Raw genomic sequence first — 25,694 nt, forward strand, 5'->3', positions numbered from 1 at the left:
ATAAGTCAGTATGATGAACACAAGTGAATCCGCGTAAGGTGCGTTATATGATGAAACAGCGGAAGTGGTTAATACGCTGTAGCCAAAAGGCACGAGAGTCGGAAAGAGATTGCCCCATGCTCTTTCGTGATCATTGAACTCTTCGCACCATAGCGGGCATCTACCCTGATATTGCGCGACATACGGAACACGGTAAGCCTATATCACTCCCTTAGGGAAAGCCTATGTGGCCGATAGTGATGCAGGTATAGGAGGTTGGAAAAAGCTAAGGCTGCATTGTAACGATGCAGATACAGACTCATGTCTGATCACGAAAGTGAGCCCACTTCCAACTGGTCTCTCGTTGCGAGAGAGTTTGAAGAACTTTATTCAAGGAGAAACGCAAATGGTGATTTCAAAAGAGATTAGTGCCTCTCCTGACAGCGCTCAATGGCAGTCAATCGACTGGAAATCCATTGAAACACATGTATTAAAGCTCCAGATGCGTATCGCAAAGGCAACTAGAGAAGGTAAACACGGCAAGTTGAAAGCCTTGCAATGGATACTAACTCACTCTCGCTCAGCAAAACTCCTTGCTGTTAAGCGAGTGTCTCAAAATAAAGGCAGTAAAACGTCTGGAATAGATGGTGTTATCTGGAATACAGATACACGCCGTATGAAAGCAGTGAATCAATTGAGTCGAAAGGCATACAAAGCCCAACCGCTCAAGCGTATCTACATCCCTAAAAAGAATGGCAAACTTAGGCCACTGGGCATTCCATGCATGATAGACAGAGCGCAACAAGCACTTCACCTATTAGCATTAGAGCCTGTGTCAGAAAGTCTTGCCGACCCTAACAGCTACGGTTTTAGACCAAGGCGAAGCACTGCTGACGCAATCGGCCAGTGTTTTATCTGCTTGAGTCAGAAACGGTCAGCGCAATGGGTTCTTGAAGGGGACATCAAAGCGTGTTTCGACAAAATCGGTCATCAATGGCTCATGGACAATGTTGCTGTTGATAAACGTATGTTGGAGCAATGGCTAAAGTCTGGTTTTGTAGACAAAGGGCTATTTTACGACACCGATGAAGGCACGCCTCAAGGCGGGATTATATCCCCAACCTTGATGTTAATGACACTCTCTGGTCTCGAACAGCACATTAAGTCTACTGCACTCAAAAAGGGTGCAAGAGCTAACTTCATTGGGTACGCCGACGACTTCGTCGTCACTTGCGCTTCAAAGGAAGTGCTGGAGAACGATATCAAACCGTTGATTGCTGATTTCTTTGCGGAAAGAGGCTTAACATTATCCGAAGAGAAAACGCACATTACTCATATCAACGATGGCTTTGACTTTCTTGGGTTCAACCATAGGAAGTACAAAGGGAAACTGCTCATTAAGCCGAGTAAATCCAATACGTTGATGTTCTTAAGCAATCTGCGTGAACTCATCAAAAAGCACGTAACCCTTCCAGTGAATGATCTTATCAAACTGATAAATCCGAAGCTCAGGGGATGGTCGAACTATTATCGACACTGCGTGGCTAAACAGGTATTCGGATATATAGGTCACAAGCTATTCCATTCGTTATGGCACTGGTCTAAAAGGCGTCATCCAACAAAGTCTAAAACTTGGATTGCCCTAAAATACTTCATCAACCGAAAAGGCCAATGGCAGTTTCACGGTTGGCAGAAGATCATGGATATGGATTGCCAGTTCAATCTATTCCAAATAGCCAAAGTGCCAATAGAAAGACATGTGAAAATCAGAAGTGCAGCGACACCCTTTGACCCTCTTTACCAAGAATACTTGGCTAAAAGGAAGTCAAAAAGGTTAGCTCGTAACTCTTGGAACGAACCTGCTCCGACTGCTTTATAAGTTGCTGGGTATCATCTGATGCCTTTGTGGAGGCTTGAGCCTAGTGCAGTGAAAGTTGCACGCTGGGTTCTTAGGGAGACGGCACTTGGTAACAAGTGTCGTCCACCCGACAAAAATCACTTAGAGTAACAACTCAATTAACTGTAACAACTCAATTAACTGTGACAACTCAATTAACTATGATCACCAGCGACTCTCTCCAGCGCTCTCTCATTCTAACGCAAGCAGCTTTCCTCTCTAACCTACCTCTAAAGCTAACAAACCATACGCCCCCTTCAATAACCATCTTTCCTTATGCTCTTCCACCCTAAACCCAAAAATTTTCAGGCATATGTCATCAATGTGAATACCCATCATTGAATCCGACAGGAGCCCGTAATGGCAACTACCCAAAATTCTGATTACAAAAAACAACAGCGCTATCAGGAGAATGAAATCCTAGAGCATGCCGCTGAGATACTCGCCACACGCTACGTGCGTGGTGATGCCTTAATTAGCCCAGATACGACCAAAGAGTATGTACGCTGCAAACTCGGCAGCTATGAACGTGAAGTATTTGCTTTACTGCTACTGGATAACCAAAACCGACTGATTGAGTTTAAAGAGCTCTTTCATGGCACCGTCGATGCCGCCAGTGTCTACCCAAGAGAAGTAGTAAAAGCTGTGTTGGAAGTGAATGCAGCAGCAGTGATCATGGCTCACAACCACCCTTCAGGTGACTCTACCCCCTCACAAGCGGATAGACGTATAACAGAAAGACTCAAAGACGCCTTAGCGCTGGTGGATGTGCGCGTATTGGATCATATCGTGACGGGCGAAACCTGCACCTCATTTGCTGAGCGAGGCTGGTTATGATTGAACAATACTATGGTGACATCAGCATCAATGATGCACTGCTCTCGTCATTAGAGAGCCTTCTAGCAGGTCACACACTACCTGAGCATGCTGAGCGACTGGTACTGAACTGCCGTCAAATGAGTTACTACCGCCATCGTCAAGGACTGCACCCTATAGAGATACAGCTCAAACGAGAGTCAATCTCAGAGCCTTGGCTTATCGTGTTCTTTGCGAGCTTTTCTTACCCTAATGACAACAGTACTTCAGTAGAGCCAGAGCTGTACTTTCATCTTGCTAATCGTTGGTTCTATCAACCCGATACAGGAACCACGGATTTATCTTATCCAGAAGTGCAAGAAGTGCTCACCGCTTGGATGAACGCATTAACTCGCCACCTAACCCGTAACGTCTTTGATAGCGTGCAACTCTCGCTAGTCAGCTCGTTTAACTAATCCCCTACCTACTTTCTGATTTATCCCTAAACAAGGAGGACTGTCGATGTCCCAATTAGCCTTTACGTCATTACCCCTACCAGTTTCTAAGAAGCTGTATACCTTGCTTAATGAGCGTTACTCAGCTCATTTGCTTAACAATGAAACGCTCTCCACCAGCCGTCATGTGGTCTTTAACTTTCGTGATAAAAGTTACAGTGCTGATGCTGGTGGCTTTCACCCTGTCGAAATGTCTATTTGCCAGTCTTCAACAGGAGAATGGTGTGTTGAGTACATCACAGACTTTGCTTATATGGGGAACTACTACCCTGAGCTTGAGCGGAATTTAGATTTTGACTTTCGCGCTCGTCAATGTTTTGCCAGCTACCACGGCTGGTTTTCAATGAAAGATAACCGTGAGGCTATCGAGCTGTATAAATTGTGGGAGAGTAATTTTCTCGCATACGTTGAGATGGAGGTATTCGACGACATTACCCTTACCCCGCAATAACTCATGACTTCCCTTCTTCTACAAACCATCAAACTTATCTCTGCCCTCATCACGTTACTTTCTCTTTCCCCTTTCTTTGGTGCCATTGGAACCCTAACGACCTTAGGCTTTCTGGTGGTACTGCTGATTGGGTTGCTGGTAGCCATCTCAGAGCTGAGAGATAAAAACAACCATCGATAATGTTAATCGACTCACGCTTTCACTAAGCCGATTGATGGCGCTTTAACCGTTGGACATTATGTGTCGAACCCACCTCTATTCTCCCGACATTAAATGTCCGACTCCAGTGTGGAGCGCTATGTATTGAGAGAGTAGTCATGAGCAATAAAACCAGCATTGAAGGCTTATCTGCTTTGCTGCACACGCTGATGCTTATTCCTCAACATCGATGGATCACCGTTAGGGAGTTGCAGCAGCAGTTAGCCCTAATCGATATCCACCGCACCACGCGCAGTATCAAACGCTACCTCGATGAAGTCATTGTGGAGGTGTTTAACGTGGAGTGCGATTCGATGAGCATGCCCCATGTTTACCGAAAAACATCCGAGCAATTACTGAAGCTAAATAAGCAAGACATGCTCTATTGGCAACTAACCAACAAGTACTTACAACCGCTTATTCCTGATGCACTGAATTATGGACAGGGTCGGGCCTCGGAGAGAGACAACCCCTTACAGGATAAGGCTTCAGCCATTTCAAAAGAACAACTTTGGCTAAGCAAAGTACACCTCAATCTACCTAATACGAGAAGCTGGAGTAACAAGCAGCAACAAGTCTTAGGGTCAGTCCATGAAGCATTACTTAACAATCGAATGCTAAAGGTCTCTAGCCAAGCTTTGCAGCAGGAGCATACGCTCATTGAACCACTGGGGCTCTCGGTTCAGTGCGACGCGCTCTTGCTGCTCTTTCGGCTATCCGGCCAACATCCAATACACACCGTTGCCTTACCACTCATTGATGAGGCCAGCGTATCAACATTTTCATTTACCTACCCCTCTGACTTCAAGGTTGAGCAGTTCATGCTGACTCACGAAGGAGCAGGCTACCCAGAATTTCACTCACCAATGAGGAGAGTAAACCCATGACCAAACTAAAACATCGACTAAACCAATCGGTTCGATACGCAGTCACGATGGCCCTGTTTATTGGAGCAACAGGATGCACTGAGCAGGAAGAATCTCCTGAAGCCGTTGCGGATATAGAAGTATCGATCTCCACCAACTCTCATTGGGGAAGTTTAGCCTTTGACCTACAAGCGATTACCGATAACACCGTCATCACCGACGTTGTAATTAACCGAGGTAATTGTCGTATTCCTGCTGGTACGGCCTCAGAGCTATCTAGAAACGTTTCATTGAAGTTCGGTGAAACCTACACGGGATACAGCAACAACTGCACCGTCGATAACGTGAAAGAAATTGAAGTCACCTCAACGGCTGGCACCTTTGTTTACACCTTCTAAACCGAAAGCAAAACAACTCATCTATTTATAACTACCAATAAGGATCGACAATGAAAAACATCACAACAAACACACTTGTTCTACTGACTACCCTAGCATCACCTTTTGTTTTAGCTCAAGGAGGTGGATCGCTTGGAGGTAATCCATCGGTAGGAACGGGATCGGTTAACGTCAGTGTAGGTAAATGCACTCAATACAAGCTAGATGTGAAAGCAGCCCTAATCGCAGGTAAACAGGTATCGTCAGTTACGGTTCCTAAAGGTTGTGAAGCGATCACAGAAAAGTAATACCACCAGCAACGGTAAAAAACGACAATGGGGAGCAATTACGCTCCCCATTCTTTTTTTGCTTCTAGACATAGCTTCTTATCTAAATACCTCTCAACAATACTATTCCCATTAGCTGGCAATTTCACTTAATTCAAATAGTACTTATTAATCATCTGATTAACATCATGTTTTTAGTAACCACCACTGATATACTTACGTTTAAATTTTCATCATGCAGTCAATAAATCATGCTTCGCTATTTAATTTTCATTCCTCTTCTTATTTTAAGCGCCTGTACGAGTGGTACTACCAATATCACAAATGAACAAACTCTAAACTCTGATGAAGCCTATGAAAAAGGATACATCGCGCTTAGCCAGAAGAAATATAAGGCTGCTTATGCAGAATGGCTACCCTTAGCTGAGAACGGAGATGCTCAAGCACAGTACTCGATAGGCTGGATGTATAGTAAAGGACTGGGTGTTGAAAAAAGTGTCGCGAAAGCTTTAGATTGGTACGTTAAGTCAGCAAACCAAGGTTTTGTAGACGCTCAATATAGTGCTGGGAGAATCTACCTTTATTCTCTTCAACAATACGAGGATGCATTTACGTATTTTAAGTTAGCAGCAGAAAATGACGAAAATAAAGCGCAGTTTTATTTGGGTTTAATGTACTACCGTGGCGATGGCATTAGCAAAGATCTAAAAAAATCAGCACATTGGTTCTTACAATCAGCAAAGAAAGGCAATAAAGATGCACAGTTCTACATTGGTCAAATGTATGAACTAGGTGAAGGTGTCCTACAAAATGACAAGTATTCTCTACATTGGTTTAACTTAGCCTCAAGGAATGGACAGCAAGACGCACAATATAAGCTTGCTGTTATTTACTATCAGGGGAAAATGGTACCTAAAAATGATATCACAAGCTATATGTGGTTAAACATCAGTCAATACAACGGAAAAGATATTAAAAATATGAAAGGAATAATCTTTGATGACTTAAGCCAGGCTGATATTGATGAGGCCCAACTCAGGTCAATGAAATGTGTTGAGTCCCTATATAAACACTGCCATTGGTAATTTTCATAATCAAAACTATGCTATAGCGTGTAATGGCTCATACCTCCCATAGCTCGACTATCCAAACGCCAAACGTTCGCATCATTGATGTCCGACACTACGGATGGTGAGTATGCGAAATTATATTTTCTTTAGCCATACACTAAACGGGCACTCTATAGGCAAAGTGTGCCTCCTAGCAATTATGTTTCCATTTCCTTTTCTCACCCTATTATGTTTTCTCGAAGAGTTCAAACCTCTCATGTCATAACGCCAGACTCAACTGACTTCTAAATAAAGGCCCTTCACCAACCGCACACACTATTCCTTTCAATATCAAAACACGCAATCTATAACAAAGAAAAGTATCACCGACTTGCCCTACATAATCGCCAAGTACACGGCCAATGGCTTCTGCTGCAACACAAACTCGTGACCCAATCGCGGAAAGAAGTGCCTCATCAAAAAACGTCTCATCATGGGATACAATTGCGGAACCGTTCCAAGTTCGAACCATATTCCTGCACACAAGAATACTATCCCATTCTTTTGCTAATTTAGCTTGCTGAAAGATATCAATAGGCACCGGAATGACGGAGGTAAGCTCTTTAGTTGAACAGGCTCCAACGATTGGTATGGTGCCTTTATCCAACTGACCTGTCGTTACATCGGCTAAAAATAAACTGTGTTCCGGCAATACTGAGCACAGTAATCGCAACATTAATTGCTCATCCACTGACTGACCAACCCAAACAACATAATCGCCATCGCGTTCGAGATCCTGATAGCTCTGCAATATGGGCAGTCCTATATGGTCGGATAACCATGGCCATAAATCTGGCTCATTAATAAGACTACATACCCTCCTAAACCAATTGCTACGTAGAGCACCTCCCTGCACAGTACCATAATTCATTAGAGGGCCATAAGCCAACGGGTCACACAGCTCTACCACCCGCTTCTTTTCATCTGGTGCAAGAAGATAATTCAAAATGCCAGCAGATGCGCCTCCCACAACAAAATGAGTAATCTTACGAGTGGTCATTATTAAACTCACTTTGAATATCAGCACATCGTCTCTGTATTCTCATTCATCGCTCCTTGTCAGCTTAATCAGTTATCGAGCTCCAAAACCTTAGAATTCATCACTAGAACCACGCTATTGTGTCTACTCCACTGTTAGACGAATAAATATACGTAGGAACGCAATATTTACCACTTTTTATCAAGATCTTCTGCATACAGCAGTATTGCCCTTTGGTATTCTCTTATTGACTGATTGTCAGTTGTCGATACCAACAAATTAAGAAGCAAAGCGGTTGCCTCCTTATGTCTGCCTAAGTTATATAAACACATCGCATAAAAAGGCTGAGCTTCTAAATTATTTGGGAACTCGGTAATCGTTTGTTGAAAGTAATCCAGCGCATCTTCATAACAACCGAGGCTTCTGTAAGTACTCGCTAAACCAAACAATGCATCAAATCGCTCGTTCGGTGAAAGCGGGCCCTTTAATGCTAACCGGTAATGTTCTATAGCTTGTTGTTCCTTGCCTTCGTTATCGTAGGACCAAGCAATATTCAAATGCGCGGAAGCAGCATAGGAAGAACTAGCTAACACCGTGCGTAATAACCGTCGAGACTCTTTATAATCCCCATTCTTTCTTAGCAAGATGGCTTCATCTATTCTTGTTCTCATGCGTGTATTGCCTCCCATAAATTATGTTACAATTTCTAGAACGCTATCCGCCTCATCTCAATTTAGGCATCAACTAACCAAACAAGTAGCAAGGTTATGTACATTAGATTTATTGCTAGTAGAAATGAGGAAAAGCATTTGCAGCATACTCATGGCATCATTACACAGGCGAGAATAATGCTCGAGGAAGAGTTAATACTTCATGAGTATCATAGAGAACATATCGAAGAAATATTTTCTCAACTTAATTCCTCTTTACCCTGTCCACCATTTGAAGAAAAATCATGGCCACGAAATGCAATTTCTTGGTTTTTAGACTCTAGTACCCAATACATATCGTTCATGTACGAGTTAAAGTACATATTAGAGGAGTATGATACCAAGGTCTCAGTATTACAAGATTCGGATATAGGTACGATTTTATATAGAGATGATTTTCAAGTAGTGGCTAAGTCTAGCTTACTATAGCCCCAATATTCACATCCATAACGCGTCAATTATTGCGAAGCGCATACGTTAAAATGAAAACTGCAACCCAAGCTCATAGCTCACTTCTGCTTTCTCACGCTCTGCATATTCTAAATTTGCAACTAAACCAAACACTGAGCCGAATTGAAAGACATTATTCCATTTAAACTCATCTCTTGCTAAATCCAAGAAGTCATGCTGATAGGAGACACCCATCAGCCAATGATTAGCTATTTGTTTTCTAACCATCGCTTGACAGTATGTTCCACGCTCGGAATATGGTGAACTGTAATCACTATCTGCACGATAGTTTACTGCTCCACAGGATAAAGAGCTTGCCATTGCCCCTCCCAAACGCCCAATGAGTCCTCCGCCGGCTTGCCAACTATCTACCTCCGAACTAAATCGAGTGAGAAAATCTGCTTTTCCTTCGATGAATACATAGTCGAAAACTTGAGCGCTGACATCTAAGTATAACCCTCCCATCGTCTTATTCTCTGTATTGTCATACTTATCGTTAAGGTAAGGTTTTAACGCTCCTGACTTAAAACTAGCTCCTTTATAACCAAATCCTATATGAGAAAAATTATCGACAATCTCACTTGATGCAAAGCTTGAACACGAAACTAACAACATCAGAGGAACAACTTTAGTTATCATAATACGATACCCTCTAGTACTTTTTGAAATAAACACTTACCCCATACGTTGCATATTGGAGGCAATGTGCGGAAACAAATCGTAACAAATTAATATGTAACACCCGATAAATTTAAACGCAAACTATGCGATGCATTCACATTTCCATCGTTGTCTTAAAGCATGTTTAGTTTCCAGTGCCAATCCTATCTAGGCTGTCATACCAATTCAAAACATGGCTAGTCAGCATTTCCTCCGTAAAAGCGTTACTCGTAGACAGCAGCCACTTCAAGGTTCCATAGACGATATAGTCTGAATACATGGGCGTATCGCCCGATAAATATCGCGTCTTAGCTAAATAAGATTCCAGTACTCTCATTTTTTTGAGTAAGTCGGCCTTTGCTAACTCTTGGTTGTTGCTTTGTACATTTTCTAAGCTGTCCTGAAAGTGTTTCTCTCTAGAGGAACGAAAGTAATCTTTATCGCGCTCTTTTAGCTTGCAGTAAATGTCGAAGATGGCGATTTTGGCGATGTCCGAATGTAATGATGCTGCCCACTCATGGAAAAAAAGTGCCATTAAACGCCCTTTTTCACCGCCAAATAATGAAGGTGATTCAGGGTAGTGGGCCTCGAGATAATCAGCGATGTTAAACGAATCAGAGAGCACTGTTTCACCATCTTTGATGGCGGGGAGCGTAGAAAACTGCGCCTTAAACTGAGCCTGAATGTCGACAAAAGAGAGGTCTGAGGTGTCAAACGCGATATTTTTGTGTATCAAGCACATTTTCGTTCGCCAACAATAAGGACTGAATTTTAAGCCATCGTCCCCACACAGTTCGTAAAAAGTGATCATAGGTGTTTTACTCCAAGAGTTGCTAAATAGGTGTAAGGGTTGTGCTTTGCACAGTATGTTCGATCTTGATCGCGGTTCTTAGTCGAGATTAAGTGGGTTCTTTAACTGCTAGAATACCTGCGGCTCCCAGCAGTAAAGCACCACTTCCTCTGGTCACAGCGGTAAGAGATAGTCGGCTCGCATCAACAATCCGCCTGGCCGAAAACGCATAAAACATCACTAAGCTGAAATCAAGCAATGCCATGGTTGGGCACATCACTAATAGTTGAGGGAATACGGGTAAGTCGGGGTTGATGAATTGCGGAAAAAACGCCGAGAAGAATAGGATGGCTTTGGGATTGCCAGCCGCGACTAAAAAGCCAGAGTAAAACAACTTTTTGTTTGAGGCCTGTAAATCTGAGTCGTTGAGGTTTAAGTGCTCAACTTGCGCCGGTTTAGCGAGGAGCATTTTTAGCCCCATGTAAACCAAGGTGATCACACCAAAGACTTTGATGACAGTAAATGCCACTACCGAATTGGCAAGGATGACACCTAAACCCAAGGCGACTAACACCATTTGGATAAAGTTAGCTGAGATGTCGCCAAGGGCGGTATATAGCACGCGTTTGTGCCCATATCTCAGAGCATGTGCAATACCTAAAAATATACTAGGCCCTGGTGTCGCGGTAAGAATGAGCGATGCCACGACAAAGCCGAGCCAAAGGTTAAAGTCCATTTTTTATCCTTAATTTTTCGTTTAACACTGCAAATCATATCGCTACAGATACACTACCATACCCGCGATTACTCCAACCACATATTGACCAAAGACATGACACCCATATTGTTGGTTTCGGTGCCATACAAATTGTCCGCGCGAGTGACGGTGAAATGATTGCGCCACAGAGGACAGTAATAATAGTTCTGGATAAGCCAATCCTCTGCTCGATACAGCTTGTGCAGAAACTCCTCACTATCGTTACTTTCCTGCATGAGCATATCAATAAAGGTTAATAGGCTTTGTTTTCCTCGTTCAGGCAAACATAGACTAAGCACATTGCCACAAAGTAACCACTCGTAATACTGGAACGTCAGGTCGTCGCCAAATACGTAACAGTCGTAGGAGACATCAACAGCCACATCTTGAGATTGTCCTTGAAGACACACCTGCCAAATAACCCCTTTTTGAGACAACGCATCAAGCAAAGGTTGCAACTCCCTCATATGACTGTCTATCACTTCAATGACCACCGGACGAGAGGGCAGTTTCATGTCGTGATTGAACAAGTGAAACCCCTTATCTTGATTGCAATCCATCACGCTATTCGCTGCTCTTTTTTGGCTATCGAGTGTAAAGCGCCGACTATGATGAACAAGCCAAGCTCTTTCTTGAGCGGACAAGGCGTTTGCATGATGATGAAACTGCAAAACAGTACACCCACTGCGATCGACTTTTTGTGGCTGAGTGGGTTGAGATTCGCAATAGAGCAGTTCTGCCACGTGCATAGGCGTTTGAGGTTGGGCATCGCTACACCAAAACTCTACTCGTTCAATATGGCCACCAAAGCCAAAATAGTGGTTATTACGAACCAAACTCCAATACTGCTTTTCCAGACTTTCGACCCGATATGCTCCACACCCGATAGGTTTTGATGCCTGATAATCAAAAATCGCACTGTGCGAATCGGCTAATAAATGAAGCAAAACGGGGTCAGATTGACGCATAGAGAAAATGACCCACTGCTTATCTATGTCAATTCGCTCGACATGGCGAAATAGAATTTGATATGGGTGCGGCGTGTTGAGACGCATCTCGATATTTTTTTTGACCAGCTCCGGTGTCAGCGCTTCTCCATTGTGCATCATGATGTCATTGCGGATGCGAAGACGGATTTGCTTGTCGCTGAAATGAAATTGGTGTGCGATGTGAGGCACAATATCATTTTGAACGTGGTCATAGCGGACTAAGGTGTCGAACACACTTTCGATCAATAAAATAGAACGAGCGGACTGTGCCAAATGTGGACGCCATTCAGGCAGCATATATGGCACTAAATACATTAAAGTGTTCTGCTTTTTCAGTTCCTGTTGTGCGTCCCCTAACCAGAGAGGTATGTGATCTTGAAATAGGCGGACTTCGCCAAATTGAGTGGCTAGCCGAAATGCCTGATTCATTCTGCCAGACCGAGCCATCTGCTCTAGCTGAGTCAGCAGTGAGGCCTCAAAACTCTTGAGTAGTGTCAGTTTAGAGCGGTGGCCACGTCCCTGACCCGAAGCCCAATGGATAAGCCCAAAACTCTCGAAAGCAGCCATTAGCTTACTCACGTACCTTTCTGAACAGACCAGAATTTCAGCAAGGGTGACGATATCGACATCATAAGTTTCATTGCAAGAAAAATGTTTCTCGAGTTGCTTTAAGCGTTGTAGATGACTCGTGGACAACAACTGAGAACCTACCATGTCAACCTCAAAATTATCTTCATTAGAAACGACGGCTCACTCTGTGACTTGGCGACATAACATAAAATAGTGTGTTTATGATCTCGCAGGCCGAGATTAATAGATATGGACTATCTGGCCGACTATGAATCCCACCAAGAAAACTATACCAGACAAACGAGGACGGCTTTGAGCTTGTATCACTGTCATCGTTTGAGGTGGTTCCGGTAAGTACTGTTTCGCGTTTAAAGTATAGAAGGTGTAGTCTAATGGATTCATGGTTCACTCACACAGTTGGGATCATGTCGCTATTATCAGGTAACAAACCCGAAGTAATAACGTTCTCTTTAATGTGAATAGTTCACCTTTTAATTAATAAAGGAAGGCTCTATTTTTCATCTGCCACCAAACCAACTAATTCAACAAACACGTAGAGGCAGATCAATCCCAGTCACATTCAATATTAGCAACCAACGCTACACCGATTAATCTTCAGGTATATATTATCTATAAAAACGCTTAACGCTACCCTAAGGACGAATTACCATTATAGGGATAAAGCAAGAATACGACCGCACAGCCTGCTAGCGGTCTGCTAACAAACTGTGCACATAGTCTTAATCAGCCTCTGCCGCTTCAACGGCTAACAAGTCTGCCATGTCGTTACCTTTATCTCCTGAATGGGCTTTGACCTTTCTCACCTCTACGTATTTCTTAGAACGTAATTCGTCGATTTGTTGCCATAGATGACGGTTCTTTACTGGCTTCTTGCCTGACTTACGCCAACCTTTCTCTTTCCAGCTATCTAACCAACCGTTATAACCCTTCACACAAAAGTCACTGTCTGAGTAGATGACATCGCCATCCTGTGCGTACTCTAGACCTTCGATTAAGGCCATTAGCTCTAATTCGGCATTGGTGGTACTACGTCTGATAGTGATGCTATCTTGATACTCTAGTTCACCGTGCTCATTAAAAGCTGCGATACCAATTCCACCCTGTGTGCATCCGTGTTGATTGTTTGGTGCTGCACCATCTACGTAAATTGAAAAACTCATTTTATTTCTCTCTCTAATTGAAAAGGGAGCCCTCAATGGCTCCCTGTTGATGTGGTCAGTATATTTTCTGCTACTTGGATTATTATTGGATCTCTCGTAATCCCAAGCATGATTCCATCCAATCATCAATCTCACCATCAACCCAAGCAACGGCTCTATCTCCAAGATTGACTGATAATGGAAAGTTACCGTTATTCATTTTTCGGTAAATCGCTGAACGACTTAAAGCCGTTTTCTCCATCACTTCTTTTAACTTTAGAAATCTCATTGGGAATGGTCTCCTGTATTTTGTATATACCCATGAGATAAGCCACCGCTGTAAAAAAGTGCGGTGGGGTTAATCCTCGCTAGAGCCAAAACAGTAATGCTCTTCTTCCCATGCCTCAGCTAGACGGCTCATGCGGTGAAATACACTGTTCTTTACTACGCTACTTTTGCTCTTGCAGCGCGTCCCTAAGCCGTAGTTACCTCTATCGTTAAATAACACCAATGAACGCTCTTTGCCTTCGTAGTGGCTCTGTACAGCCTCTTGCCATGCCTCTTTAAGGTGGTTGGCTAATTGATTACGTTTATCCCAACAGATAGCGGAGCCAAAGTACTGGTTGTAATCAAGCAAGAGTATGGCTTGGTAATTGTGTGAGGGGGATTTATCGGCTCGCTTACGCCACGAGTAATAGAGTGAGTCTGTATTTAGTTTCTTTTTAAGCTGGTGGATGTAGTCATTGATGATGGTTAAATCGGTGTCTGGGTGGTCTTTAGGAAGGTATAGCCCCAAATGCATGACTAACGTGAACTCAAACTGCTCTAGTGCCTGTTCAAAGAGGTTGGTCATACTCGTAAGGGCGGATTCATACAGCCCGTGCTCACTGTAGATCACGGGATAATCGTTAAAGGTGGTGGAATGGGTTATTGCTGGTGTATGGGGAGTGTGGGGCATGAGACAGTACCTATGGCTAGTTGAATGACATAAGTACTGCTTGTGGTGTAATTTTTTAGGTTATCGACGACTGCAACCAAAACTCGTACTACGGTTATCGTCGTGTTTGGTGGTGGGCTTAGCGAGACGGCTTATCCGATAGAAAACCTCATCTAACTGCAATGGAAACGCTTCATCCCCTTTCAGAAGTTCGTACACGTCATCAGATGGAGAATACGCCAGTCCTGAGCATTTTCTACCATAGTCGGTTTCGACCGCTCTATCCCATGCTTTTCTGATTCTGGACAAGTAACGACTCCTCCCGCATCTACTTTTGCCTAAACAAAGATACAGCCGTTTATCAAAGAACAAGGCAAGGTGGTATTGGTTGGTGGACTCACACGCCTTGGACCAAACATAGCGTATGACCGTTTGATGATATTGGTGAGGTCTACGCCTGTACTTCATTAGACACAACTCATTGGTTTCCAACTCCAAAGTGCGAAAGAAACGACTGAAGACCTCAGAATGGTCTCCATCGAAATCACTCGGTAGGCGTACAGTAAAGTGAGCGACACAAAGCTTAGGGTATTGGCATAACGCCTCAGTCAGCACTCGCTCGATGCCCTCTAGGTATTCAAAGACAAGACCAGCCTCATGGTAGTAGAGTGGTTTCCCATTAAACGTTCGGTCATGAGTGATAGTGACTAAGCGGTTGTGAGCAACGCTGATGTGATTTGGCATTCTAGTTCCTGTGGTTTATTGTGATTCCCACAGGAACTGTCACTACCGTAATTTTTTAGCTACTTGTGGCTATGGCCGAAATTGCGCCTACCGCTACCAAAGTGCTTAGTGCGCTCTTTTGCTAAATAGCTAATGTGTTTGAAGAACTCGTCAAACGCATCGTCAAAGTCTTCTGAGTTACTATTCAAGCGGTGAATGACCACGCTGTCGCTATTCTTTCTCTTTGAGAAATGAACCAGTCCATTGGCTTCTTCGTAATCGACACCAGCGACCCTAGCCCATGCCTCTACGATAAAAGAGCCTAAGTTCTCCTGTTGCGCTTGAGTTTTCCCTAACCAGTTAAATCTATCTTTGTTGAACATGAGCACTAGGTGATAGTGGTCGTTTATCGAGCTAGAACGTTCTCTCACCCAAGCAATTCTAACCTTGCAGGGATGCACCCTACTCCCTTCTCTTTTCTTTCGTTTGCCTGAGTGATCAATCTGCGACTGTAATGAGCGTAGAAAGTCAGTCATCACATTACCGCTCTTTTCGTTTTTCCTTAGCTTAGGAAACCTCAAATCCACACGAACAGCCATTAGCCTAGGATACTCGTCTAATGCAAGATCAACCGTATCGTACATTTTTTCTAAGTAGTCGATGTAGAGTGGACCGTGCTCGGTCTGGATAGGTCTACCCAAAAAGGTTGGCTTGGTGGTGAGTCTGAGGTTTTTGTTTTTGCGAGAACGTACATTCATTCCTATCTACTCCTGTGTTTAAGTTCATAGATAGGTCTGTGTCGTTATTTTTAATTGTGTACAGTGAGTCACTTGGTGTGACTCAGGGATATGTGATGATAGGTATAGGTATAGGTATAGGTAGATGTTTAGTTATTAACGTAATAATACTAACCAGACAGACATATCCTTCTTCCCCCGCTCAAGGTTTAAAGCGTTTCAATTAGGCTTTCACACTATTCAAACCAACAACAAGCATACAAATAATCAACAACTGATGGTGCATTTTTATAGGAATGAAATACCCCTTCGCTTTCAAGTTACATGATGGCAACTGAATACAAACAAAGGTGATAGGCTCATTTAACACTCCGGGTTATCTCAAATAACGCTCCTTCATCAACTAATCAAACTGATTCACTCTTATCATCTCTATTTCATGTTTTTATTTGAGAAGTTGGATGACGTGCTCCCCTAACGTTTGAGTTTATACCAAAAGAAAGCAGCACTAATTTTTGCAAGACAGCACTTCTCAGTTGCACGTTCAAACAAATTTTTTCATAGAAGAAATAACAATAGATTATTGCAATACAAAAACATCACAATGTAAAACTTCTTAAAACAGTTTTCATAGTATGGCGATCATCTATAAGGCCCACTATAGCTAAAATAATGAAAATTCTTGCCGAAATATTTCGATTTTTCTTGTCTATAATTTGTAATTTTCAACTGAAAAATATAATGTATTTCTTTCGAAAATGCCTACGAGAGTGCATGACTTATGAAAGGTCCTAGCTATCGATTTACCCTTGTGCGAGATACGGCTGATAACACTCAGCTTCGCTTTTACATAAGCTACATATACTTCAAACAAAACAATCATCTATTAAATGGCTATGACTTATCTGTTATGCAACAGCGCGGTCTCAAGCATCACTTCACTGAAATTGTTGCTGAAAAACTACACATTGAAACAGAAGTGTTAGAGAACGGAAGTTTCAGTCTTGATGTGAAGGAGCAGCTACAAACACTCTTGAATGACCTACTCTACATAGCAAAAAAATGCATAATTCCAAATTTCTATATATCTTGGCTCAACAGTACAAGGGCGGATTTTTTTCTTTACTCACTAATTAAACTATCTATAAAAAGCAACATATTGATAACAAACAATCGTTATTCAAAGATTTATATAGGTCAGGTTTTTTGGCCTAAATTTAACTCTATTGGACACCAAACACGGGAAAGTAAGCTGCGCGATATTAAACGAAAAAGAATTGTTAGAGATAGGAAGCGTGAAGGAAAAAACTGCGATCCTGAGCTGGTTGATCAGCTAGTCGACAAAGTTATATTAGAAGATAAAGAAGAAATAACTAAGATCCAAAAGGAGTATGAACCATACATAGAAGCCTTAAGGCCAATAGAACACTATGACCCGGTAAATGACCCTCATGCTATAGAAAAAATGATTGATCACTTCCATACTGTTGCTTTTACAAAAGAAGCATATCGTTATGAAAACATACGTTTCATCACGCAAGCTAAGCGACTCTATCAGCAATGTTATAGCAAAGTGCCTGCATCCCGAGGCATTATGAAAAATGATAGTAGTGAGCTGATTAACAAAACCTACGAAAGACTGATTAAACAATACAGTATCCTTCGATTTTATCCGCCAGTTGAAGACCCTACCATTAGGCAATACTGCATAATCTCATTTCTTGACATCCTCTATACGACGACGACGAAAGAAGAGTTTGAAGATCGGTTCAAACTGATAGGAGATAAGTATTCCTTAGACAAGAGTGAGTGCAAAGACTTCACTCTAACCTTTTCTCAAAAGCAATGGGACATGCTTATCGGTATCACTGAATCAAAGTATCCATCAAAAATCAAACAAGCTCTCAATAGAATAATCAGGCAAGAATATAAGAGTCTGAAAAAGACAAGAGAAGATTAACCATTTAAATGTCAGATGAAAATGGCAACGAGCAGAGCAGCCCTCAAGGTTAAAACTTATAGCGGTAAAGGGAGAAATATGGGCATCTCCCTCTTTACCCTACGACATTATACCACTTCGGGAAACTGAACAATATTAGTCTTAACGTTTACTATCGAGTCTAACTCATCAGCCCAGCGCTGTAGCCACTCTCGACACTCAGCCTCATAGCGGTGCAAATTATATGTTCCCTCAATGCCTTTAACACTATGCCCCAATACTGCTTCAGCAACTCCCGTAGGGCACCCCATACGTGCTAATTCCGTTCGTACTGTTCGTCGTAAATCGTGAGGAGTCCAAAGCGGCATATCAATCATTAATCCATCTCTACGCATTCGCCACGTATACTGAGTTAGTTGTTTTTGAACTACGTGAGAACCTCCTTTAGAAGTAGAAAAAACATAGATAGATTGAGGGTATGATTTAACCTCTTTCCACTTACGTAACCACTGAACAGCTTGAGAAGGCAGCTGAACATAACGAGAGTTACCATTTTTTGTTTCAGTTAAATAAATGGTGTTCTTATCAAAATCAATCTGCTGCCACTCTAAGTCGCAAACCTCTCCAGTACGACAGCCTGTCCACAGCGTCATTCGGAGAATACCTCTTATGTTTTTAGAAAAACTCGAATTCGGCAACCATTTGATAAATCTAGATAACTCAGAATGGTCTAACACTCTCTTACCTTTATTATTAGTCAGCTTAACCTTACTCTTCTTAAACTTATTAATAGCCAACAGCGCTGGATTGACAAAGTTTTCAGGGAGATAATCCATACCAATAGCATACTCATAGGCACTGGATAGCTCTCGTAACACAGAGCCTGCTTGTACTGGCGCACCTCTATCAATGATCCCTTGAATTAAATACGTGATGTCACTTTTGCCGACTTCCATAACAGATCTATCTCCAAGAAGAGCGACAATATCAACATACAAGGTTCGTCTAACTTCTTTTTGTCCTTTTGCCTTACGAGCTCCTGAGATCACTCCACCAGAAGAAGTAAATCTGTCTTGAATATAATTTTCTAAATAATGATCGATCACATCTTTGAGAGTAATGCTATTAACACGCTCAGTCTTTAATAACTTACGCCGCTCTTGTTCTTGCCTTTCTAAGTCAGCCTTTGGACATATTCCCCGCTCTCTTATGGCTTTCATTTCGCGAAGCTTAATGCGAGCTTGCTCAAGTGACATATCAGGAAAGGTACCTAGCTTAATCTGTACAAGTTTACCACCTGACTCTGGGCTTCTATAGCGATAGGTAAAAGTTTTCCTGCCCGTCTTTCCACAGGCTATTCTTAGCCCTCGGTTTTCTCCAGTATCAGACAAGACACCTTTCTTAGCCGTTAGCGCCTCAATTGTCTTATTCGTTATAGATTTGATATTCTTCTTATCAGCCATTTATCGGGGTCCCTTATCGCAATATTGTGCGGCGATTGTATTATCTAGTATAGGAAATAAAAAAACTACACTTTTACCTACACTAATGATCGCGCTGTAGTGAAATCCTTTGATACTTAGTGGGACTTGTTGAAGATCCCAGAAATTCATAACTTATTGATTTAAAGTAACTTAATGCAAAAAGAAACCACTAAAAACAAAGACATAAAAGCAGTGCATACACCTATGATGCAGCAGTATCTAAAACTGAAAGCAGAAAACCCAGAAATTCTGCTGTTCTACCGCATGGGCGATTTCTACGAGCTTTTCTACGATGACGCTAAAAAAGCCTCTCAACTCCTCGATATTTCACTGACTAAGCGTGGCTCATCAAATGGTGAACCGATTCCGATGGCAGGTGTTCCATACCATGCGGTTGAAGGATACCTTGCAAAGTTAGTGCAACTTGGTGAGTCCGTAGCAATTTGTGAACAGATTGGTAATCCAGCACTTTCAAAAGGCCCTGTTGAGCGTGCAGTAGTGCGTATCGTGACACCGGGTACCGTAACCGACGAAGCCTTGCTTTCTGAACGCGTTGATAACCTAATTGCAGCCATTTATCACCACAACGGTAAATTCGGTTATGCGACACTTGATATTACCTCTGGCCGATTCCAACTTTGCGAGCCAGAAACAGAAGAAGCGATGGCCGCTGAGCTACAAAGAACCTCTCCGCGTGAGCTGCTGTTCCCTGAAGATTTCGAACCCGTCGATTTAATGGCAAGCCGTAATGGCAACCGCCGCCGCCCTGTATGGGAATTTGAATTAGACACCGCTAAGCAGCAATTGAATAAGCAGTTTGGTACTCGCGATCTGGTTGGCTTTGGCGTAGAAAGCGCGAAACTGGGTCTATGTGCGGCTGGTTGTTTGATCCAATACGTGAAAGATACCCAACGTACTGCCCTCCCTCATATCCGTTCACTCACTATGGATAAACAAGATCACTCGGTGATCCTTGATGCTGCAACTCGTCGTAATTTGGAGATCACGCAAAATCTTGGGGGTGGTACTGATAACACCCTTGCCGAAGTACTTGATCACACTGCGACAGCAATGGGTAGCCGTATGCTTAAGCGTTGGTTACATCAACCAATGCGCAATATATCTGCACTCGATCAGCGCTTAGATGCAATTGGTGAAATGAAAGATTTGGCTCTATTCACAGAACTACAGCCAACCTTAAAACAGATTGGTGATATCGAACGTATTCTCGCTCGATTAGCACTTCGCTCTGCTCGCCCTCGCGATATGGCGCGTCTTCGCCAAGCAATGGAATATTTGCCAGAGCTTGCTGAAACACTGACGCAACTGAAGCACCCATACCTAACTCAACTTGCTCAATATGCTTCTCCTGTGGATGAGGTTTCTGAGCTGCTTGAACGTGCAATCAAAGAGAACCCACCGGTGGTTATCCGTGACGGTGGTGTGATTGCAGAAGGCTACAATGCCGAGTTAGACGAATGGCGCGACCTTGCAGCAGGCGCAACTGAATTTCTTGATAAGCTTGAGCAAGAAGAGCGTGAACGTCATGGCATCGACACGCTAAAAGTTGGCTACAACAACGTACATGGTTTCTTCATTCAAGTAAGCCGTGGGCAAAGCCATCTTGTGCCGCCACACTATGTTCGTCGTCAAACGCTGAAAAATGCTGAGCGTTACATCATTCCTGAGCTAAAAGAGCACGAAGACAAAGTACTTAACTCTAAGTCGAAAGCACTCGCTATCGAGAAACAGCTGTGGGAAGAGTTGTTTGACTTACTACTGCCGTATCTAGAGCGCCTACAAAATATCGCCTCTTCAGTATCTCAGCTTGATGTTCTACAGAACTTGGCTGAGCGTGCAGATACCCTTGATTACTGTCGTCCAACCATGACAGAGTCTGCTGGCGTACAAATTCAGGCCGGTCGTCACCCTGTTGTTGAACAAGTGATGGACGAACCTTTCATTGCTAACCCTATCGACCTGAATGATCAACGTAAGATGCTGATCATCACGGGTCCCAACATGGGTGGTAAATCGACCTACATGCGCCAAACGGCACTCATCGCATTGATGGCTCATATCGGTTGTTATGTTCCTGCAGAAAGCGCAACCATCGGCTCTATCGACCGTATCTTTACGCGTATTGGCGCATCCGATGATTTGGCTTCTGGCCGTTCAACCTTCATGGTTGAGATGACAGAAACCGCAAATATCCTGCACAATGCAACACCAAACAGCCTTGTGCTAATGGATGAAATCGGTCGTGGTACCAGTACTTACGATGGCCTGTCTCTGGCTTGGGCAAGTGCAGAGTGGCTAGCCAATCAAATCAATGCGATGACACTGTTTGCAACGCACTACTTTGAGCTAACTGAACTACCTAACCAACTTCCAACTTTAGCAAACGTACACTTAGATGCGGTTGAGCATGGTGATAGCATTGCCTTTATGCACGCAGTTCAAGAAGGTGCTGCAAGTAAATCTTATGGTCTAGCGGTTGCAGGTTTAGCTGGCGTACCGAAAGCAGTGATCAAGAATGCTCGTGCGAAGCTGACTCAGTTAGAAGCGTTAAGTATGGAGTCGCCAACATCGAAGCCAAGCGGTGTCGATATCGCAAACCAACTGAGCCTGATCCCAGAACCGAGTGAAGTAGAGCAAGCGCTAGCGAATGTTGATCCTGATGATCTAACTCCTCGCCAAGCATTAGAAGAACTTTACCGCTTGAAGAAGCTGCTTTAGTTTCTTACCAAGTAGCTTGTTATGGCCGTACTGCTATTTTGATTAGACGGCATGAAATACCAAAGCCACAAACAAAAAAACGCTGACTTAAAGTCAGCGTTTTTATTTGTCTTCTATTTAGAGAAGCATCATCCGTTCAATTAGTCGTTTTCTACGTTGAACAGGTTTTCCATATTCAGACCTTGCTTGATAAGAATCTCACGTAGACGGCGAAGACCTTCAACTTGGATTTGACGAACACGTTCACGAGTCAGGCTGATTTCGCGGCCCACTTCTTCTAATGTTGACGGTTCATAACCCAGTAGTCCAAAGCGACGCGCAAGCACCTCTTTCTGCTTAGGATTCAGCTCATCAAGCCAGAAAATCAACGAGTTCTTGATATCGCTATCTTGAGTTGAAACCTCAGGATCTGAATTATTGATGTCTGGAATAATATCCAACAGCGCTTTCTCACCGTCACCACCAATTGGCGTATCAACAGAGCTCACTCTTTCGTTTAGACGAAGCATCTTGCTCACATCACCAACCGGCTTATCTAGCTTAGAAGCAATTTCTTCTGCCGTTGGTTCATGGTCAAGCTTTTGTGATAGCTCTCTTGCAGTACGTAGGTAGATGTTCAGCTCTTTCACAACATGGATTGGCAAACGGATAGTGCGAGTCTGATTCATTAACGCACGTTCAATGGTTTGACGAATCCACCATGTCGCGTAAGTTGAGAAGCGGAAGCCACGCTCTGGATCAAACTTCTCTACGGCGCGAATCAAACCTAGGTTGCCTTCTTCGATTAGATCGAGAAGTGCAAGGCCGCGGTTGCTATAACGACGTGAAATTTTTACCACTAAACGCAGGTTACTTTCGATCATGCGTTTACGTGCTGCTTCATCACCGCGTAGAGCTCGACGTGCATATAGCACTTCTTCTTCAGCGGTTAGTAGTGGTGAGAAACCAATTTCGCCTAAGTAGAGTTGAGTGGCATCTAAACTTTTAGACGTAACTTCAACTTCTTCTTTCGCTTCGGTTTTCTTAGTGACTGTTCGTTTTGCTTTTCCAAGAGCTTCCGGTTCCGTGGTTGCTTGGTCAAGATCGAACTCTTCTTTGGTTACTGCATTGCTTATACTCATAACGCCTCCCCCTGGCGAAATTAGCATGACATTACAACTTCATATGTCGCTAAATGACTATGTCACTCCATACAATACGTAATTTTTGCATATTGTATTTAAGGTAAATATCGTTTTGGATTAACGGACTTACCTTGGTAACGAATCTCAAAGTGCAGCCTAACACTGCTGGCTCCAGAGCTTCCCATTGTTGCAATCTTCTGCCCTGGTTTCACACTTTGCCCTTCAGATACTAATAGTCGGTCGTTGTGCGCGTATGCACTTAAGTAATTATCATTGTGCTTCACAATCACTAGATTGCCGTAGCCTCGTAGTGCATTACCCGAATAAACAACCGTTCCCCCTGCAGTAGATACTATTGGCTGACCTCGCTGTCCTGCTATGTCTATGCCTTTATTTCCTTGTTCGCCTACAGAGAAACTCTTGATTACTCTCCCTTTAGTTGGCCATAACCATTTGGATACTTTATCACTTGTTGGTTTGGTGGGCGGTGTAACATTCTGTTTACCTTTAGAACCAACATACTCCTTTGATTTGGATTGTTCAACCTTCTTTGGTGGATCTTTTTTCACCACTTTGGTGGTAGTTTGAGCTGGAGCCGGTTTAGAGTTTTTGCTCTTTTTTGGTGTGGTTTTCGGTTTACTTGCCGCAGATGACGTTGTGGATGCGGCGACAGGCGCAGCAACTGCTGCTGCCGCTACCGTTGACTTACCATACGCTGGCGCGTTGTAGCTAGGACGCCATAACTTAAGCTTCTGCCCTGGGTGGATAGTGTAAGGAGCAGACAACTTGTTATAACCGATGAGGTCTTTAACGTCTTTATTGGTGACATAAGCAATGAAGTAAAGGGTGTCGCCTTTTTTAACTTCATAGTAACTGCCACGATAACTACCACGATCAATCGATGAGTAATTCTTGTTTAGGTTTGAAACGGGCGCAGGCGAATTCGCTGCACACCCAACAAGGGCACAGCTAAGCAGTAAAGTACTTCCTTTTAACAACTTCGAACGCATCGACTCTCTATCCACCTACACCATTAGTCTTTTATTAAGCTAGCTCACCAGGAACAAGAGGTACAAATCTCACCATCTCGATAACACTCGATAAAAACTCATCGCCGTGTCGAACGATCTTCAATAGTTGCTGTTCGTCATCACCGACTGGAATCAGTAAACGACCGCCATCTTTCAGCTGTTGCAGAAGCGCTTGAGGAATCGACTCTGCAGCGGCGGTGACAATAATCGCATCAAAAGGGGCTTTTGAAGACCAACCTTGCCAACCATCACCGTGCTTAGTTGAGATATTGTAGAAATCGAGTTGCTTCAACCTACGCTTGGCATCCCATTGTAGCGACTTTATTCTTTCAACCGAATAGACATGATCAACAAGTTGAGCCAATACCGCAGTTTGGTAACCAGAACCCGTTCCGATCTCCAAGACACGGCTATCTTGTTGTAATTCAAGTAGCTCTGTCATTTTAGCAACAATGTATGGCTGTGAGATTGTCTGACCCTGACCGATAGGCAGCGCATTATTATCATAGGCTTGGTGATACATCGCCTGTGATAAAAAGCTCTCTCTCGGCAGTTGGTAAATCGCATCAAGAACCTTTTGATCCTGAATACCATTTTCAATCAGGAAAGTAATTAAACGCTCAGCTTGCGGATTACTCACTTACTTCTCCCCTAACCATGTTGCCATCGCACCCAACGACTCATGCGCCGTCAGATCAACCTGCAACGGTGTTACCGACACAAAGCCATGCTCAATCGCGTAAAAATCGGTACCTTCACCGGCATCTTGCTCTTTACCCGGAGGGCCAAGCCAATAGATATCGTGACCACGCGGGTCTTTTTGCTTGATCATATCTTCAGCGTGATGACGAGCACCTAAGCGCGTCACCTGAGTACCAGACAATTGTTCTAAGGCTAAATCAGGAACGTTTACGTTCAACAAGCGGTTGGTCGGGATTGGGTTTGCTAAATGTTGTTCGACAATACGACGAGCAATCGCTGCCGCTGTCTTAAAATGTTTTTTTCCCACCAGAGAAAACGCTACCGATTGAACGCCTAGAAAATGCCCTTCCATTGCTGCAGCCACCGTGCCGGAATAAAGCACGTCATCACCCAGGTTAGCACCGTGATTAATGCCCGTTAATACCAGATCAGGCATGTCATTCTTTAGCAGTTCGTTTAACGCAAAATGCACACAGTCGGTCGGTGTTCCTTGTACCGAATAGGTATTTTCAGTAATCTCTTGAACACGCAGAGGCTGTTCTAAAGTTAATGAATTTGACGCACCCGAGCGATTACGGTCAGGGGCAACAATGATAACGTCAGCAAGATCACGTAGCTCATTTGCCAGCTCATGAATACCTTGAGCGTGCACACCATCATCATTGCTGAGTAAAATCTTCATCTTGTATCCTTTCTTTTGTTCCCATGCTAAGCCAAGTCACTTAAATTCCAAAATCAA

Annotated in this window: 27 protein-coding genes; 11 read left to right on the forward strand and 16 right to left on the reverse strand. The window is 43.2% G+C overall.

What is annotated here, in order from left to right; translation table 11 throughout:
- Positions 1–385 precede the first annotated feature (385 nt).
- The 9 genes from ltrA to AB4503_RS06450 all read left to right on the forward strand — a co-directional run bounded on the left by ltrA (position 386) and on the right by AB4503_RS06450 (position 6,450).
- Positions 386–1,858, forward strand: a complete 1,473-nt coding sequence (gene ltrA / locus AB4503_RS06410; protein ID WP_372114056.1) for a group II intron reverse transcriptase/maturase — start codon at positions 386–388, stop codon at positions 1,856–1,858.
- Between the two features lie 378 nt (positions 1,859–2,236).
- Entirely contained in the window at positions 2,237–2,713 is a 477-nt protein-coding gene (gene radC, locus AB4503_RS06415) for a DNA repair protein RadC (protein ID WP_372114010.1), read from the forward strand.
- Entirely contained in the window at positions 2,710–3,147 is a 438-nt protein-coding gene (locus AB4503_RS06420; protein WP_372114012.1) for a DUF2787 domain-containing protein, read from the forward strand. The genes radC and AB4503_RS06420 overlap by 4 nt, the downstream gene beginning before the upstream one ends.
- A gap of 46 nt (positions 3,148–3,193) precedes the next feature.
- On the forward strand, positions 3,194–3,637 hold the full coding sequence (locus tag AB4503_RS06425; RefSeq protein ID WP_372114014.1) for a DUF2787 domain-containing protein: 444 nt from the start codon (positions 3,194–3,196) through the stop codon (positions 3,635–3,637).
- A 3-nt stretch (positions 3,638–3,640) separates the two neighbouring features.
- On the forward strand, positions 3,641–3,817 hold the full coding sequence (locus AB4503_RS06430) for a hypothetical protein (protein ID WP_004735711.1): 177 nt from the start codon (positions 3,641–3,643) through the stop codon (positions 3,815–3,817).
- Between the two features lie 137 nt (positions 3,818–3,954).
- Positions 3,955–4,722 (forward strand): transcriptional regulator, encoded by a 768-nt coding sequence (locus tag AB4503_RS06435; RefSeq protein WP_372114015.1) that lies wholly within the window; start codon positions 3,955–3,957, stop codon positions 4,720–4,722.
- Positions 4,719–5,099 carry a hypothetical protein gene (locus AB4503_RS06440; protein ID WP_372114017.1) on the forward strand — a complete coding sequence of 127 codons (381 nt, stop codon included), beginning with the start codon at positions 4,719–4,721 and terminating at the stop codon, positions 5,097–5,099. Before AB4503_RS06435 ends, AB4503_RS06440 begins: the two co-directional genes overlap by 4 nt.
- A gap of 50 nt (positions 5,100–5,149) precedes the next feature.
- Positions 5,150–5,386: a hypothetical protein gene (locus tag AB4503_RS06445; RefSeq protein ID WP_372114019.1), complete on the forward strand. Its 237-nt coding sequence runs from the start codon at positions 5,150–5,152 to the stop codon at positions 5,384–5,386.
- A gap of 230 nt (positions 5,387–5,616) precedes the next feature.
- Positions 5,617–6,450 carry a tetratricopeptide repeat protein gene (locus AB4503_RS06450; RefSeq protein ID WP_088720851.1) on the forward strand — a complete coding sequence of 278 codons (834 nt, stop codon included), beginning with the start codon at positions 5,617–5,619 and terminating at the stop codon, positions 6,448–6,450.
- Between the two features lie 244 nt (positions 6,451–6,694).
- Here AB4503_RS06450 and AB4503_RS06455 read toward each other — a convergent pair whose 3' ends face one another.
- The 11 genes from AB4503_RS06455 to AB4503_RS06505 all read right to left on the reverse strand — a co-directional run bounded on the left by AB4503_RS06455 (position 6,695) and on the right by AB4503_RS06505 (position 15,957).
- Positions 6,695–7,474, reverse strand: coding sequence for a DUF3658 domain-containing protein (locus AB4503_RS06455; protein ID WP_088721477.1), 780 nt, complete (start codon positions 7,472–7,474; stop codon positions 6,695–6,697).
- Positions 7,475–7,641: 167 nt separating this feature from the next.
- On the reverse strand, positions 7,642–8,124 hold the full coding sequence (locus AB4503_RS06460) for a M48 family metallopeptidase (RefSeq protein ID WP_072610179.1): 483 nt from the start codon (positions 8,122–8,124) through the stop codon (positions 7,642–7,644).
- 516 nt (positions 8,125–8,640) lie between these two features.
- Entirely contained in the window at positions 8,641–9,252 is a 612-nt protein-coding gene (locus AB4503_RS06465) for a hypothetical protein (RefSeq protein ID WP_072610181.1), read from the reverse strand.
- A 166-nt stretch (positions 9,253–9,418) separates the two neighbouring features.
- Positions 9,419–10,084, reverse strand: a complete 666-nt coding sequence (locus AB4503_RS06470; protein WP_072610182.1) for a glutathione S-transferase N-terminal domain-containing protein — start codon at positions 10,082–10,084, stop codon at positions 9,419–9,421.
- Between the two features lie 88 nt (positions 10,085–10,172).
- A complete protein-coding gene (locus AB4503_RS06475) occupies positions 10,173–10,799 on the reverse strand; it encodes a LysE family translocator (RefSeq protein WP_072610183.1) in 627 nt (208 codons plus the stop codon).
- A 68-nt stretch (positions 10,800–10,867) separates the two neighbouring features.
- Positions 10,868–12,523: an SgrR family transcriptional regulator gene (locus AB4503_RS06480; protein ID WP_372114023.1), complete on the reverse strand. Its 1,656-nt coding sequence runs from the start codon at positions 12,521–12,523 to the stop codon at positions 10,868–10,870.
- Between the two features lie 596 nt (positions 12,524–13,119).
- A complete protein-coding gene (locus AB4503_RS06485) occupies positions 13,120–13,560 on the reverse strand; it encodes a ribonuclease HI (RefSeq protein ID WP_372114025.1) in 441 nt (146 codons plus the stop codon).
- 82 nt (positions 13,561–13,642) lie between these two features.
- Complete coding sequence (locus AB4503_RS06490) at positions 13,643–13,828, reverse strand: AlpA family transcriptional regulator (protein ID WP_017090816.1); 186 nt, start codon at positions 13,826–13,828, stop codon at positions 13,643–13,645.
- 69 nt (positions 13,829–13,897) lie between these two features.
- A complete protein-coding gene (locus AB4503_RS06495) occupies positions 13,898–14,497 on the reverse strand; it encodes an inovirus Gp2 family protein (protein ID WP_372114027.1) in 600 nt (199 codons plus the stop codon).
- A gap of 60 nt (positions 14,498–14,557) precedes the next feature.
- The gene (locus tag AB4503_RS06500; protein WP_372114029.1) at positions 14,558–15,220 is read right to left on the reverse strand and encodes an inovirus Gp2 family protein; all 663 of its coding nucleotides are present in this window, start codon (positions 15,218–15,220) and stop codon (positions 14,558–14,560) included.
- Between the two features lie 59 nt (positions 15,221–15,279).
- Positions 15,280–15,957, reverse strand: a complete 678-nt coding sequence (locus AB4503_RS06505; RefSeq protein WP_372114031.1) for an inovirus Gp2 family protein — start codon at positions 15,955–15,957, stop codon at positions 15,280–15,282.
- Between the two features lie 760 nt (positions 15,958–16,717).
- On the opposite strand from AB4503_RS06505, the gene AB4503_RS06510 reads away from it, so the two are divergent.
- On the forward strand, positions 16,718–17,896 hold the full coding sequence (locus AB4503_RS06510) for a hypothetical protein (protein ID WP_372040756.1): 1,179 nt from the start codon (positions 16,718–16,720) through the stop codon (positions 17,894–17,896).
- A 107-nt stretch (positions 17,897–18,003) separates the two neighbouring features.
- On the opposite strand, the gene AB4503_RS06515 is transcribed toward AB4503_RS06510, so the two are convergent.
- Positions 18,004–19,338 (reverse strand): site-specific integrase, encoded by a 1,335-nt coding sequence (locus AB4503_RS06515; protein WP_076655932.1) that lies wholly within the window; start codon positions 19,336–19,338, stop codon positions 18,004–18,006.
- Positions 19,339–19,512: 174 nt separating this feature from the next.
- Between AB4503_RS06515 and mutS the strand changes: the two genes are divergently transcribed.
- Complete coding sequence (gene mutS / locus AB4503_RS06520; RefSeq protein WP_372114033.1) at positions 19,513–22,098, forward strand: DNA mismatch repair protein MutS; 2,586 nt, start codon at positions 19,513–19,515, stop codon at positions 22,096–22,098.
- 140 nt (positions 22,099–22,238) lie between these two features.
- Here mutS and rpoS read toward each other — a convergent pair whose 3' ends face one another.
- The 4 genes from rpoS to surE all read right to left on the reverse strand — a co-directional run bounded on the left by rpoS (position 22,239) and on the right by surE (position 25,637).
- Positions 22,239–23,219, reverse strand: a complete 981-nt coding sequence (gene rpoS / locus AB4503_RS06525; RefSeq protein ID WP_017059027.1) for an RNA polymerase sigma factor RpoS — start codon at positions 23,217–23,219, stop codon at positions 22,239–22,241.
- Positions 23,220–23,317: 98 nt separating this feature from the next.
- Positions 23,318–24,232, reverse strand: coding sequence for a murein hydrolase activator NlpD (gene nlpD / locus AB4503_RS06530; protein ID WP_372114035.1), 915 nt, complete (start codon positions 24,230–24,232; stop codon positions 23,318–23,320).
- A 34-nt stretch (positions 24,233–24,266) separates the two neighbouring features.
- A complete protein-coding gene (locus tag AB4503_RS06535; protein WP_017059029.1) occupies positions 24,267–24,893 on the reverse strand; it encodes a protein-L-isoaspartate(D-aspartate) O-methyltransferase in 627 nt (208 codons plus the stop codon).
- Positions 24,894–25,637: a 5'/3'-nucleotidase SurE gene (surE, locus tag AB4503_RS06540; RefSeq protein WP_017059030.1), complete on the reverse strand. Its 744-nt coding sequence runs from the start codon at positions 25,635–25,637 to the stop codon at positions 24,894–24,896.
- Between the last annotated feature and the right edge of the window lie 57 nt (positions 25,638–25,694).

Source organism: Vibrio sp. 10N.222.55.B11, from assembly GCF_041473705.1.
GTDB classification, from domain to species: domain Bacteria; phylum Pseudomonadota; class Gammaproteobacteria; order Enterobacterales; family Vibrionaceae; genus Vibrio; species Vibrio crassostreae_C.